Source organism: Thermaerobacillus caldiproteolyticus, assembly GCF_015326725.1.
Lineage (GTDB): Bacteria > Bacillota > Bacilli > Bacillales > Anoxybacillaceae > Thermaerobacillus > Thermaerobacillus caldiproteolyticus.
Window position 1 is genome coordinate 1,858,793 of record NZ_CP064060.1, and the last position, 13,603, is coordinate 1,872,395.

Annotated in this window: 12 protein-coding genes, 1 pseudogene and 1 riboswitch; of the genes and pseudogenes, 5 read left to right on the forward strand and 8 right to left on the reverse strand. The window is 39.6% G+C overall.

Annotation, left to right across the window (positions count from 1 at the left end; genetic code table 11):
- Positions 1–302: 302 nt before the first annotated feature.
- On the reverse strand, positions 303–674 hold the full coding sequence (locus tag ISX45_RS09220) for a winged helix-turn-helix transcriptional regulator (RefSeq protein ID WP_181555861.1): 372 nt from the start codon (positions 672–674) through the stop codon (positions 303–305).
- A gap of 193 nt (positions 675–867) precedes the next feature.
- On the opposite strand from ISX45_RS09220, the gene ISX45_RS09225 reads away from it, so the two are divergent.
- On the forward strand, positions 868–2,079 hold the full coding sequence (locus ISX45_RS09225; protein WP_194520568.1) for an MFS transporter: 1,212 nt from the start codon (positions 868–870) through the stop codon (positions 2,077–2,079).
- 220 nt (positions 2,080–2,299) lie between these two features.
- Complete coding sequence (locus ISX45_RS09230; RefSeq protein ID WP_181554217.1) at positions 2,300–3,145, forward strand: aldo/keto reductase; 846 nt, start codon at positions 2,300–2,302, stop codon at positions 3,143–3,145.
- 284 nt (positions 3,146–3,429) lie between these two features.
- Here the strand turns inward: ISX45_RS09230 and ISX45_RS09235 are convergent, their stop codons facing one another.
- The 5 genes from ISX45_RS09235 to ISX45_RS09255 form a co-directional block, all read right to left on the reverse strand.
- Positions 3,430–4,134, reverse strand: coding sequence for a class I SAM-dependent methyltransferase (locus tag ISX45_RS09235; protein ID WP_194520569.1), 705 nt, complete (start codon positions 4,132–4,134; stop codon positions 3,430–3,432).
- 408 nt (positions 4,135–4,542) lie between these two features.
- The gene (locus tag ISX45_RS09240) at positions 4,543–5,133 is read right to left on the reverse strand and encodes a LysM peptidoglycan-binding domain-containing protein (protein WP_194520570.1); all 591 of its coding nucleotides are present in this window, start codon (positions 5,131–5,133) and stop codon (positions 4,543–4,545) included.
- Between the two features lie 12 nt (positions 5,134–5,145).
- Positions 5,146–5,736, reverse strand: coding sequence for a CPBP family intramembrane glutamic endopeptidase (locus tag ISX45_RS09245; protein ID WP_194520571.1), 591 nt, complete (start codon positions 5,734–5,736; stop codon positions 5,146–5,148).
- Between the two features lie 9 nt (positions 5,737–5,745).
- Complete coding sequence (locus ISX45_RS09250) at positions 5,746–7,251, reverse strand: RecQ family ATP-dependent DNA helicase (RefSeq protein ID WP_194520572.1); 1,506 nt, start codon at positions 7,249–7,251, stop codon at positions 5,746–5,748.
- Positions 7,241–8,305 (reverse strand): YpbB family protein, encoded by a 1,065-nt coding sequence (locus ISX45_RS09255; protein WP_181554222.1) that lies wholly within the window; start codon positions 8,303–8,305, stop codon positions 7,241–7,243. Before ISX45_RS09255 ends, ISX45_RS09250 begins: the two co-directional genes overlap by 11 nt.
- Before the next feature lie 268 nt (positions 8,306–8,573).
- On the opposite strand from ISX45_RS09255, the gene ISX45_RS09260 reads away from it, so the two are divergent.
- Positions 8,574–8,822 carry a ferredoxin gene (locus ISX45_RS09260; RefSeq protein WP_194520573.1) on the forward strand — a complete coding sequence of 83 codons (249 nt, stop codon included), beginning with the start codon at positions 8,574–8,576 and terminating at the stop codon, positions 8,820–8,822.
- Between the two features lie 46 nt (positions 8,823–8,868).
- On the opposite strand, the pseudogene ISX45_RS09265 reads toward ISX45_RS09260, so the two are convergent.
- Positions 8,869–9,380: pseudogene (locus tag ISX45_RS09265) on the reverse strand (ECF transporter S component).
- Positions 9,381–9,608: 228 nt separating this feature from the next.
- A riboswitch (FMN riboswitch) is annotated at positions 9,609–9,743 on the reverse strand.
- 269 nt (positions 9,744–10,012) lie between these two features.
- On the opposite strand from ISX45_RS09265, the gene ISX45_RS09270 reads away from it, so the two are divergent.
- Positions 10,013–10,516 carry an inorganic diphosphatase gene (locus tag ISX45_RS09270; protein ID WP_181554225.1) on the forward strand — a complete coding sequence of 168 codons (504 nt, stop codon included), beginning with the start codon at positions 10,013–10,015 and terminating at the stop codon, positions 10,514–10,516.
- A 271-nt stretch (positions 10,517–10,787) separates the two neighbouring features.
- Positions 10,788–12,362, forward strand: coding sequence for a phosphoglycerate dehydrogenase (gene serA, locus ISX45_RS09275; protein WP_181554226.1), 1,575 nt, complete (start codon positions 10,788–10,790; stop codon positions 12,360–12,362).
- 235 nt (positions 12,363–12,597) lie between these two features.
- On the opposite strand, the gene ISX45_RS09280 is transcribed toward serA, so the two are convergent.
- On the reverse strand, positions 12,598–13,410 hold the full coding sequence (locus tag ISX45_RS09280; protein ID WP_181554227.1) for a histidinol-phosphatase: 813 nt from the start codon (positions 13,408–13,410) through the stop codon (positions 12,598–12,600).
- Positions 13,411–13,603: the final 193 nt, after the last annotated feature.

Sequence of the window (13,603 nt, forward strand, 5' to 3'; positions counted from 1 at the left end):
GAACATAACTTTGATTCTCAAATCCCATGGGATTGCGTAGTTTCTATACTTCTTGGTGCCGCGGAGTGCAGCAATAGATGACTAATGGCCAGCAATATTAAACAAAAACTTTAACAAATCTGTATTAATAAAGATATATTTTTACAACTTCTTTTAAGTTTTAACGTACTCTTTGTAAATTAACAAAAAAACGCAACTCCAACGCAGTGAAGTTGCATTTTTGTTTTTTATATTCTCAATAAGCCAAAAGCTGAGATCATAGGATTTTTTTGAATTAAAGCGTCCAATCTATTCAATGTATGTTATTTGAGTCTATCATTTAAAACGCTCTCTTCTAACACAGCAAATTTATCACCATATACTTTGGTAATATGTTTTTCTCCCCATGCACATAGAGAGTCTAAAATATCTTTTAAACTCCATCCATATTCACTGAGCTCATATTCTACTTTTGGAGGAATTTGATTATAAACAATGCGATTAATAATTCCATCTTCTTCTAATTCTCTTAATTGTTGAGTTAACATTTTTTGTGTAATGCCTGGCATAAGACGTTTCAGCTCACTTGTACGTTTTTTGCCATGTGTTAGATGGCAAAGGATCACACATTTCCATTTTCCTCCTATCACTTCTAGTGTTGCTTCAACTGGAATATTGTATTTCTTTTTTTTCATCATTCTCCCTCCTAATCGATAGGTACTAAAAAGTATCTATATCACCTTTAAGTATCTATATTACTTAAAAGTACGTACTTTCCTAAGTGTTTTATATATATCATAATAACATTTGCCGGCCGGTTTTAACCATACTCTTTTATTTATATAGTTTGTTTGCAATGATTGAAACAATTGATTAGGAGGCGAAAAAATGACTTTAGATAAAAAGCGAAGTACATTGGCATTGCTGGCATTAGCAGTAAGTGCATTTGCCATTGGGACAACAGAATTTATTAGTGTAGGACTATTACCACTTATATCTGAAGATTTACAAGTTTCTGTTTCAACAGCAGGGCTGACCGTTTCCTTATATGCGTTAGGGGTAACATTTGGAGCACCGATCCTGACATCTTTGACATCGAATATGTCACGCAAATCTTTATTACTTTGGATTATGATTATTTTTATTATCGGTAATAGCATTGCTGCTAGCGCCACTAGCATAGGTGTTTTGCTAGTTGCTCGTGTGCTTTCAGCCTTTTCACATGGGGTATTTATGTCAATTGGCTCCACGATCGCAGCCAGTTTAGTACCAGAAAATCGCAGAGCTAGTGCTATTTCCATTATGTTCACGGGCCTCACTGTAGCAACGATTACGGGTGTACCTTTTGGCACATTCATTGGGCAGCAATTCGGTTGGAGACTTGCTTTCATATTTATTGTTGTTGTCGGCATGATTGCTTTCATCGCTAACAGTATTCTTGTTCCATCGAATTTGCGAAAAGGTGCTCGTACCACATTTGGCGATCAGTTCAAACTTTTGACAAACGGTCGTTTATTACTTTTATTTATCATTACAGCTTTAGGATATGGAGGTACATTCGTTGTCTTTACGTATTTATCTCCACTCCTTCAAGATATAACTGGATTTAGTGAGAGAACGGTTGCTGTTATTCTGCTTGTCTATGGAGTTGCCATTGCGATTGGTAACGTAATGGGTGGAAAGTTATCTAATCAAAACCCGATTGGCGCATTATTTTATATGTTTATTGTGCAAGCCATTGTGCTCTGTATCTTAACCTTCACGGCTCCATTCAAGGCAGCTGCATTCATTACGATCATCTTAATGGGGCTGTTAGCTTTTATGAACGTTCCGGGACTGCAAGTATATGTAGTGATGCTGGCTGAACGTTTTGTACCGGGGGCAGTAGACGTAGCTTCTGCGATTAATATTGCAGCATTTAACGCTGGAATCGCTATTGGCTCCTACTTGGGTGGTATGATCACCGATTCGATTGGGCTCATTCATACACCATGGATAGGGGGATTAATGGTTCTTGGAGCTGTTATCTTAACAGGTTGGAGTCGCGCCCTAGAGCAAAAAGATCAAAAAAAGTATAGTGTAGAAAGTACTCTTTTTTAGATCAAGAAGAGAAATACCAAAAACCCAACCTTTCGAAAAATAAACATTATAGCCAAAATCTGTTTATACAATGTAATGAATAACAACGATCCTTTGCCTTCTGATCAATTCCCCTAAATCAGCATGGTCGAACGTTGCTTGAAGGGAGGTGATAGATCCTTACGAAAAAGCAATACAGTTCGAATCCAATTTCAATTTATAACAATTAGGAGGTCAATTTATGGTTGCAAAAAATTTACAAGATACAACAACTTTGCATAACGGTGTAAAAATGCCTTGGTTTGGTATCGGGGTATTTAAAGTAGAAGACGGTCCTGAGTTAGTTCATGCTGTAAAAACAGCCATTAAACATGGTTATCGCAGCGTTGATACAGCAGCTATTTATGGAAATGAAGTGGGAGTCGGACAAGGTATCCGTGAAGGGATAAAAGAAGCTGGCATTTCTAGAGAAGATCTATTTGTGACATCGAAAGTTTGGAATACCGATTTAGGATACGAATCTACCATAGCAGCCTATGAAACGAGCCTAAAAAAACTTGGTTTAGAGTATCTAGATTTATACCTCATTCATTGGCCTGTAGAAGGTAAGTATAAAGATGCATGGAGAGCATTAGAGACTCTTTATAAAGAAGGACGAGTAAGAGCTATTGGAGTAAGTAATTTTCAAATCCATCATCTTGAAGATTTGATGAAAGACGCAGAAATTAAGCCAATGGTGAACCAAGTGGAATACCATCCACGTTTAACCCAAAAAGAACTTCAGGCGTTTTGTCGGGAACATGGAATTCAGCTGGAAGCTTGGTCTCCATTAATGCAAGGCCAATTACTAGATAATGAAGTTCTCCAAGAGATCGCAAATAAGTATAACAAATCTGTTGCTCAAGTCATTTTACGGTGGGACTTACAAAACGGTGTTGTAACTATTCCAAAAACGACAAAAGAACATCGAATTGTTGAAAATGCATCGGTATTTGATTTTGAGTTAACGGAAGAAGATATGAAGCGAATTGATGGACTGAATCAAAATCATCGAGTCGGTCCAGACCCGGATAATTTTGACTTTTAATAAAAAAACGTCTATATCTTTTTAATAAAAAAGAAGGGCGGGGCCTTTTATCTTTAATGAAAGAGATTAAACGAAATTATTCAATCTTGAATCTTTGAATCTGTATGTAATACGTTTTAAACACATTACGTTTCGTTTTCATTGAGCTAACTGATTTCGTATGTTGAATTAAGATTTACCTATCATTCTTTTAATTCAAAGAATCAGCCTGCCTTTCATTCGAAAAGCAGGCTGATTTTATATTCAACAGAAAAAGAACAACGTTGAACGTTTGTCCCTTCCTGTTACCTTTTTTTTATTTTTAACATCGAATGAGCGTTTTTCTGAAATTCATATGGAACTTTGACCTCTTCAACCGTACATCCATTTTCTATGAGGTAACTGACTAAATGATCTAAATGCGTATATCGTTTCCCTTCTAAATCTACTAAAGGAAAAATGCGAATTTCCTCTTTCGAAACCCTTAATAACTCATTTAGCGTTGTTATATGGAATTGATCATCTAATCGATCCGCATACATAAATAGAAAATGTGCTGAAAGAATCACATCAAATTCCGCATCTTTAAATGGCAAAGAAGGTAAAGTAACTGGAACGTATCGTCCGTTAGACTCCCTCATATCGTTCACACAATCTTTTAATGCACTCAACCGATGTTTTCTGAGTCCTTCTATATCTTCGAAATAATCCCAAATATAATTATTTTTCGCTTTTTCCATGTGTTCCATCGCATGTTCAATGTCTTGCAAACCTTTAAGTTCAAGGTCTTCCACCGAATGATAATAGGCAATATCACATGCGGTTACGTCTAATCCTAATTTGTTACCTAATGCCGTAAATGAACATGCCCCTGCCGGACAATCTAGTATTTTCTTGCCCTTTAGCTCCTCCATTGAAAGAGAAAACATGTCCATATACTCTTCAAACGTTCTGCCAATAAAAACGATTCGTTCTAAATCTAATTTTGTACTCTGCTCTACGTTCCTCAACTAAACTCACCTCTCCTAACTAAATTAAAACCATTTTAACATAAAAAACTGGTAATTTTAACCTCTCTTTTCAGCTTCAAAAATAAAGTTGATTCAACCGTTTATAAATTTCTATATCAACTACTTTCAACTGTTCTCGCAATTGCTTATTTTCGTCCTCTAACTTTTTGATGTTTCATTTCAACGATTCGAAGAGCGTCTTCGCTGTTATCGTCCATTTTTACGCTCGGTCTCAACCCCCGCTTGTAGGCTGTGTTCCCCACTTTCTACCAAAACAAACACACATTCTTTAAATAATAAGAGACTACATTTCAACATCTAATAATAATGAAAAAAGAGGATATATGCTCTTCTATTGAACATGGCATCCTCTAATCGTTACAGTATCTTTAGTCACTGATAGTATCCTTATTTTCCGGTATCGACTAAAGGAATTTGTAATACTTGTCCTTTATGCAGTTGTGAGCTCTCTAAATGGTTCCATTTTTTAATAATATCCATTCCCTCAGCGCTTTGATAATATTTCATCGCAATGCTAAATAATGTTTCGTTTTCTTGAACCGTATGAGTAATGACATCTTCTTTTTTGCCAGTGGAACGCGATGAAGAGCCTGTTTCAGACTGCTCTTTTTCTGTTTGTTTCTCTTTACTCACTTTGGTCTGTTTAACAGGAGGTGCTTGCTCCTCTTCCTGATTGACGATATCAATCGGTTCATAGCTGCTATTGGTGTCCATTGTGACAACATGAAGCGATGGCTTGTCGTCATGTAAATAATAAATACTTAAAATCGAAATCGGGAGCAAAATAAAAAAGAGCGTCAGTAAACGAATGACCGGATATTTCAGCTTCCACTTGACTCTTTTTTTCGTTTGCTTTTGCTTATGTACTTCGCTGCGCGGCGGGAGCGATAATGCGTCCTGCTCATCTATCCGTTGTTTCCAATCGTTCACTTGGTTTCGTAGATGTTCGGCTTGATCATAAGCATTTTGTTGTTCCACTCTTTGTTCACCTCAATCTTCTTGGCGCTTCTTTTGAAGGTAATCTAGGCGAATATTCACAGCTAATACAAAGTCAATCAGAAAATGGGAAACTATCGTCACCCAAAGGCTGCCTGTGATCTCGTATATGTAACCAAGAAAAAAGCTTAACAACATAACCATGATAAATAAAAAACATTTTGCTAAATAGCGAACATGTAAAAGGGCAAAAATCACACTTGCCGCAATAAGCCCAAAATTCGTTTGAATGACACCACGAAATAACAACTCTTCACTGAATGCAATCAACAAACATAAGAGAAAAATATGGGGGATGGAGCATTTTTGGAAAATTTTTTCATTCACACCACCATCATCATACCACTCTTTCGGTAAATAGCGCATAAACAAAAAATCAACAATTAAGACAAGTAAAGCGCTACCACCCCCATATCCGACAATTGTCGGTATATGGATGTGCCAAAGGCGCTCAAAGGACGACCAATCAAAAAGAATCAGGCCAATGATAAAGGCTATCCCTAGCAGCAACAATTGGGTGATATATAAATGAATAAGCACTTCCCGGTCGCTCATTGCTCGTATTTGCTCGCTTTGTCGCTTCATGAAAACGCCTCATTTCATAAAGAAAATTCGCTTCAACTCCTCTTCCCAACTATGGAACGTCCACGCTTTTTCTATTTTTTGTTTATAAAGGTAATCATCCAGTGAAAAGCCGCATCGGTCACAACAGGCATATGGTGTTTGTTCAAGCTGTTGATGAAAAGCACGAACGATCCATTCGCGGCGACAAGTAGAATGAAATAACCACGATAGCATTTGGTGTAATTTTTTTCGTTTCCATCGTTTTCTTTCTTCTATTCTTTTGCATAACTTCGCAGATAGCAATTGTACATCATCACGAGTCAGCGACGAGAGCGAAGAAAACACTCCTTCTGTCTCAAAAAAATAATCAAGGATGCGCCACTGTACTTCCGTAAGGCCAAGTTGTGCGCTCAATTGTTGCTTCCACTCGCTTGCATCTTGGGCATTGGTCAATAACGATTCACATAATTGCTTTATTTGTGCATCCGTAGGTAATTCCATCTCCATAAGAGATTGTACCATGTCCTCGTCGCCATTGGTATATAGCAAAATGGCGATACTATGTTTTCCATCGCGGCCTGCCCGGCCGATTTCTTGCAAATAGGCTTCTAGTTGCCCCGGAAAATGAAAATGAATGACAAAGCGAATATTTGCTTTGTTCACGCCCATTCCAAACGCATTCGTACAGCACACGATTTGCAGTTGATCACGCAAAAATTGTTGCTGGATCAGCATGCGCTGCTCTGCATCCATGCCGCCATGATAGTATGCGACTCCTTCGATCCCTTCTTCTTGCAATCGTCTCGCGATGATTTCTGCCCACTGCCGGCTCGAAAAATAAATGAGACCGGGGCTTTGCAATGTTTTTGCATAGTGAATAAGCTGACGGACTTTCTCTTCGACAGAATCCATTTTCTCGACCTTTATAGCAATATTCGGACGGTCAATCGAGTAAATATGCCGCTGAACTTCATCCAGTTGAAGCGTACGAACAATATCGTCCATCACTTCCGGAGGTGCGGTCGCCGTTAACGCTAAACACGGCGGAGAGCCTACCAGCTTGCGAATGTCTCCTAGTTTTAAAAAATCAGGTCGAAAATCATGCCCCCATTGCGAAATACAATGAGCTTCATCAACAACAAACAACGAAATTTTCACATTCTTTAACGCTTGCATAAGCGGAGGTGACTGCAAAATTTCCGGCGATGCATAAATAAAGCGAAAATACGAAAGATTGGAGAACGCAGCTCTTTTGAGATCGCTGTCTAGAAAACTATTTAACGCGATCACCCGCTTTTCTCCTCGCTGGCGTAGCTGACTCACTTGATCTTCCATCAGCGAAACAAGAGGCGAAATAATAAGCACACTTCCAGGCAAGAGATAACCGGGTAACTGATAGCAAAGCGACTTTCCACCACCTGTAGGCAGCATTGCCAGTACATGGCGTCCTCTCATCACATCTTCGATAATTTCCCGCTGTCCCGTTCGAAACGAACGGTAGCCGAACTTTTCTTCTAACAACATCTCAAGGTTCATATACATCCCCTATCTTCGCCAACACAAGACGAATTTCAAAGTAATGGATATTTTCACCAACCGCTTCACGAATCTGTCTTAATTTTCTTGTTTGCAATCGTTGTACGGCCTCCATAATTTGTGATGCACGCTTTTGATTCACAAACGGTTCAATAGAAAATTCATCGATGTTCGCAGCAATTTCCACAATATGATCTTCAATGGTGCTTCGCTTTAAACGGCGCAACCGCGCAATTTCGTCGATCGTTTTTCCTTTCCGCAGCCATTCATATGTCTTTTGTGCTGACAGCGTCAATGGAATAGATGGAGAGATATCACAAAGCAACTCATATAAAGTAGGAAAAGAAAGCTTGTCCGTTTCCACTTTTTCCATTATATAATGCAATACGTGCTGAAACATAAAACGAATATAAATCGGATCTTTTTTCAAAAAAACCGCCAACTGTTCATTCGTCCAGCCAATTCGTTCAAAACTCGTTAAGCGCAAGGTAAACACCGTCGCTTCTTCTTCGGAAATGGAAGCAAGCAGTGTTCGTATGTCTTCATAAAGGGAGCCAGCTAACTCGCGAGTGCTCCGCTTTTGCGCAAAAAGGTATCGCTTCACCCAAACAAATGTCTCCTCATGGCGATGAATTGGCTCAAATGTACGGCGATGAATCACATTCGACAGCGTCTGTACAAGAAGCGAAAGGCGATACCAAAACAGCATTTCCGACGAATGATATTTCCAACCGTTCAAATGAATTGGGAAAAATGATTGTTGCAACCATTGTTCAAGCTGGTCTTTCCCATTTCTCGTCAATAGATAAGAACGCTCGGCTGTAGGAACCACCCATTGCTTTTCAACAAATTTGCGTACAACCGCTTCAATCTCATGCAGCTCTAGCTCTTTCCAAACGCCAAAAAAGCGCTCAAGTCGAAACCATTTACTATCCTGCAATGTTTGTGACGATTTTTTCCCGGAAAACAAATGGTACAAAGCTGATAAGGAACGCTCGCCATTCAATCTCTGCAAACAAAATAGAAGAAGGAACGATCCATAATCGCTTTTCATCCGCTTCGCTCCTCCACTCAATCTGGTTATGTATACGTTGATTGTAACAAAAATGTCGAAACGTTTCCTGCGAAATGTTTTCCTGTTTCAATCATTAAAAAATGGACAAACTAAAAACGGTCATTCTAGCCATGGAACGCACTCTTCCATTCGACTTTTCTATTGAAAAGTTTGTAAAACATCTTTATTATAAAGTATGAGAAACACGTTTCCAGTTACATAACGTAATGGAATCCGTTGCAAATCGAACTCGGGGAGGTTTTTACTCATGCCAAAGTATACAATTGTTGACAAAGAAACCTGTATTGCATGTGGGGCATGTGGCGCGGCTGCTCCAGATATTTATGACTATGATGATGAAGGAATCGCGTATGTTACCCTTGATGATAACCAAGGAATCATCGAAGTGCCAGATATTTTAATTGATGACATGATGGATGCGTTTGAAGGCTGTCCTACTGACTCTATTAAAGTGGCAGACGAGCCGTTCGACGGAGATCCAAATAAGTTTGAGTAAAATAGGAAAAAGCCCCTTTAACGGCTGGTAAAGGGGCTTTTTTATATTATACAGCCATTTGACGTTGAATCCACGGCTTCATTTTTGCAAACAACATCATAAAAATGATAGTAATCGTGATGCCTTTAATCATATTGAACGGCAAAATGCCAGTTACGATTAACTCTCTCGCTTGTTGAGATGATAAAGCCGGAGCGTTAAGGAAAAACGTATATGCTGGTAAAATGACATAATAATTTAGTATGCTCATCATTAATGTCATAATCACAGTTCCTAAGGCTAATCCATACGTCAAGCCTTTTGAATTACGGAACTTTTGAAATAAATAAGCAGCCGGTAAAATAAACGACACTCCCGCGAGAAAATTCGCAAGCTGCCAATGGGAATGCCGGTGCCGCTTCCTTGAATAAAGTAATGCAGCAAATTTTTAATCGCTTCCACCGCAACGCCCGCTATCGGACTGAACATAATCGCTGCTAGAAGAGCCGGGATTTCGCTGAAATCAATGAGCAGAAACGTTGGAAGCATTGGAAGCGGAAAATTCAGCATCATCAACAAATAGGCAATAGCGGAAAATGTTCCGACAGCAACAAGTTTTTTTACATTACGTTTTTCTTGCATATTCTTCTCTCCTTTTCTTTTCTAGGATTTAGATCCATCTCAAGAAAAAGAGGAAGGCTTCTTTAGCGCCAGAAAAAGATAAATCCCCATGCATTTGCATGAGGAAGAAGCTTTACGGCATGCTAAAGAAACGTTCGGTTTGCTTATTTTTCGAACGTTACCAACCTCCATCTTCTCCCATCCAGACTATACTGTCGGCTCTGGACTCGCACCAGATCCTGCCTTTTAGGCTCGCGGGCTTAGAAACAAAGATGTTTCATCACCGCCGGTCGGGAATTTCACCCTGCCCCGAAGATAGATCTATTCTATTTTTTAGCTTCATTATAACGGATCATTGATATTTTATTAAGCTGAAAATATTAAATTAAAGATTTATGAATATGGGTAAATGTATACTTTTTCTCACAAGCCAAGCATGAGCGTGGAAAAACAAGCAACAGCTTAGCAAAGTTGATCAAAAACCGCTCACCAAAACTTTACTTACACAATTTCTAACCAATTGTTGCTACTGTTTGCCTCATATTCTATAATAAGAAAAGCATACATATTTATTAAGGAGGAAATTGTCGATGGCTTTTGAAAACAAAATTGTCGAAGCGTTTATTGAAATCCCTACCGGCAGCCAAAACAAATATGAGTTTGATAAAGAACGTGGGATCTTTAAACTAGACCGCGTCTTATTCTCGCCAATGTTTTATCCAGCTGAATACGGTTACTTAGAAAACACGCTTGCATTAGATGGCGATCCACTTGATATTTTAGTCATCACTACCAATCCGACGTTCCCTGGTTGTGTCATTGATACTCGTGTCATCGGCTATTTGAATATGGTCGACAGCGGCGAAGAGGATGCGAAATTAATCGGTGTTCCTGTCGAAGATCCTCGCTTTGATGAAGTTCGCAGCATTGAAGACCTTCCACAACATAAATTAAAAGAAATTGCTCATTTCTTTGAGCGCTACAAAGATTTACAAGGCAAGAGAACAGAAATCGGTACATGGGAAGGCCCAGAAGCAGCAGCCAAATTGATTGAAGAATGCATCGCTCGCTACAATGAAAACAAAAATAAATAAGACGCGACAACCAAGTTGACATTGCTCAACTTGGTTGTCTTTTTGTTCCCCTTCTCTTTTACCTTCTATATTCTACCAAATAACCTTCTCCCACAGAGCAGTAAACCCTCGGCACCATTAGGCAAATCGACTCTGTTTTTCTTAATTTCCGAACATTTTTGATAAAAACGTTTACATTGGTATGACTTCTTCTCATTTCATTGACAGACGACTTTTCATATGATAAATTATCAGAAATTTAAAATTCTTGAAAGAGAAAGGAGCACACGTTGTGTTTCGCGTTTTAGTCTCTGACTCAATTAGTGAAGAAGGATTAGCCCCTCTACAAAAATCCGAACATATTGAAATCGTCCAAAAACATGTCACAGAAGTCGAAGACCGCCTTCATGAATTCGATGCACTGCTTGTTCGAAGCGCTACAAAAGTAACAGAAGAGTTGCTTTCTAAAATGCCAAACTTAAAAATCGTTGGTCGCGCCGGCGTAGGTGTGGATAACATTGATGTCGACGCAGCGACAAAGCATGGAGTCGTCGTCATTAATGCGCCCAATGGGAACACGATTTCTACAGCGGAGCATACGTTTGCGATGATGGCTTCCCTTGTCCGTCATATTCCGCAAGCGCATATTTCTGTAAAGTCGCGTGAATGGAATCGCTCGGTGTTTGTTGGTACCGAGCTGCACGGTAAGCATTTAGGTGTGATCGGATTTGGCCGTATCGGCTCCGAAGTTGCCAAGCGTGCGCGTGCATTCGGCATGAAAGTGCATGTGTACGATCCGTTTTTAACAAAAGAACGTGCTGAAAAACTTGGAGTTTCCGTCTGTACACTCGATGAAGTGCTCGCTGTTTCGGATATTATTACCGTACATACTCCATTGACGAAGGAAACAAAAGGGTTGCTTGGCGAAAAAAATCTAGCCAAAACGAAAAAAGGCGTATATCTTATCAACTGTGCGCGTGGAGGAATTATTGACGAGCAAGCGTTAGTCAAGTTTTTGAAAAACGGGCATGTAGCCGGTGCCGCACTTGACGTATTTGAACAAGAACCACCGGGAGATCATCCGCTTCTTTCGCTTGATAACGTCATTGTCACCCCTCATTTAGGGGCATCAACCGTCGAAGCGCAGCTGAACGTGGCGACACAAGTCGCCGAAGAAGTGTTGCAATTTTTAGAAGGGAAACCGGTCACTTCATCTATTAATCTTCCAACCTTATCGAAGGATATTTACGAAAAAATTCAATCCTTCTATAATCTGGCGAAAAAGATGGGCATGATCGCATCACAATATATGAATGTGCCTGTCCAAGAAGTAACGGTTACGTATGCAGGAACAGTGGCCGATTTAGAAACAACATATATTACGCGCAGCTTGCTTGCTGGCTTTTTAAAACCGCGCGTCGCCTCCACCGTCAATGAAGTCAATGCAGCCATGATCGCCAAAGAGCGCGGCATTACGTTCGGAGAAAAATTTTCTAATGAAACACACGGCTATGCCAATTGTATTTCGTTCACTGTGCATGGGGAACAGAACACGTTTACGATTAAAGGAACCCATATTCCAAACTATGGCGACCGTATTGTGCATTTGAACGGGTTTGCTATTGACTTTGCTCCTGAAGGGTATCTTCTTTACATTGAGCATCAAGATCGACCGGGAATGATCGGGAAAGTCGGAAACGTGTTAGGGGAACATCAAGTCAATATTGCAACAATGCAAGTAGGGCGTCAGCAGGCAGGCGGAAAAGCGATTATGATGCTATCATTAGATAAACCGCTAGATGATGCACTTTTAGAAACATTATCCAAGATTGAAGATATTGAAACTGTAAAAAAATTAGAAGTATAAAAGATTCATAGAAAAAGGAATGGGGACTCCCCATTCCTTTTTCCCTATCAGCGGTAATTTTGTCTAGTTTCGGCAACAAGCTCTCTTGTGCTAAATCACCTTCTCCATTGAAATGCAAGCACTTCTACAGTCGAAGAACATTTGGCTATCGTAAAGCCAAGATGGAGGCATTTCGCCGTTTGCCCACAGGACGTAGTCAAGTTTTAATCGAAATTGGAACGCTTCCCCTTTATTCTCACCCAAGTGGTACAGCTTTTCTCTCTCCTTTATGGAACGTCATCAGTTCGGTATATCCAACGCTTTTCGCTAGGGCAATCGCTTGGTCAAAATCAGCACCGACATGCTCTGGAACGTGAGCGTCAGATGAAAGAACGATTGGAATCCCTTTGTCGTAACACATTTTTAACAGCCGTTTGTCAGGATAGAGTTCACCAACCGGTTTGCGCAATCCTGCTGTACTAATTTCAACACACGTTTTCGAATTGGCAAGTGCAGTGGTCGCCCGGTCATATTGTTCGAGCAAAAATTCTTCATCTTCCGGGACATACTTAAAAATTTTCACTAAATCTAAATGACCAATAATATCAAATAAGTTCGACTCAGCTAATGTGACAACTTGATCAAAGTATTTGCGATATGTATCATACAAATCTCGACGTTCCCATTCTTTGCGGTATTCTGCCAAGTCAATACCAAAATCATCGACCCAATGAATAGAACCGATGACGTAATCAAACTCATACGATTGAATAAACGCTGCCATTTCCTCATGCTTGCCCGGCGTATAGTCCATTTCAATCGACATCTTTACATCGATACCTGCGTCCCACGCCTGATGAAATAAACGAACATAGTCTTTCATATCATAATATCTTCGCTCATCGACCCACGGATTAGAAAGAATGTTTTTCGTTTGATAGAAATGATAGGCATGTTCGGAAATGCCGAAATGTTGAATTCCTTTCCGTGCTGCCTCATCAGTAAATTGCTTTAAATAATCTAGCGTCAATGTTCCTCTTTCCAGATGATTATGATAGTCTGTTAACATCCAAGCATCGCCTCCCACTAGTTTCTCTCATTATATCTCACGCAAAAGTGAGAGGACAATGATTTTAATGAATTTTCAAAAGGTTAATTTGCCAAGCCGACCATAAATAACAATCGAATACAAATCGCCATTCCCGCCACTACAAGCAATCGCTTCATGATATCATCCATGTAGTTTTCCCCCCTGTTAATGT

What these genes read in the sequence shown, in the direction of transcription:
- ISX45_RS09220 (WP_181555861.1), bottom strand. Translation starts at nt 674, where the DNA reads ATGAAAAAAAAGAAATACAATATTCCAGTTGAAGCAACACTAGAAGTG.
- ISX45_RS09225 (WP_194520568.1), top strand. Translation starts at nt 868, where the DNA reads ATGACTTTAGATAAAAAGCGAAGTACATTGGCATTGCTGGCATTAGCA.
- ISX45_RS09230 (WP_181554217.1), top strand. Translation starts at nt 2,300, where the DNA reads ATGGTTGCAAAAAATTTACAAGATACAACAACTTTGCATAACGGTGTA.
- ISX45_RS09245 (WP_194520571.1), bottom strand. Translation starts at nt 5,736, where the DNA reads ATGAAGCGACAAAGCGAGCAAATACGAGCAATGAGCGACCGGGAAGTG.
- ISX45_RS09250 (WP_194520572.1), bottom strand. Translation starts at nt 7,251, where the DNA reads ATGAACCTTGAGATGTTGTTAGAAGAAAAGTTCGGCTACCGTTCGTTT.
- ISX45_RS09255 (WP_181554222.1), bottom strand. Translation starts at nt 8,305, where the DNA reads ATGAAAAGCGATTATGGATCGTTCCTTCTTCTATTTTGTTTGCAGAGA.
- ISX45_RS09260 (WP_194520573.1), top strand. Translation starts at nt 8,574, where the DNA reads ATGCCAAAGTATACAATTGTTGACAAAGAAACCTGTATTGCATGTGGG.
- ISX45_RS09270 (WP_181554225.1), top strand. Translation starts at nt 10,013, where the DNA reads ATGGCTTTTGAAAACAAAATTGTCGAAGCGTTTATTGAAATCCCTACC.
- ISX45_RS09280 (WP_181554227.1), bottom strand. Translation starts at nt 13,410, where the DNA reads ATGTTAACAGACTATCATAATCATCTGGAAAGAGGAACATTGACGCTA.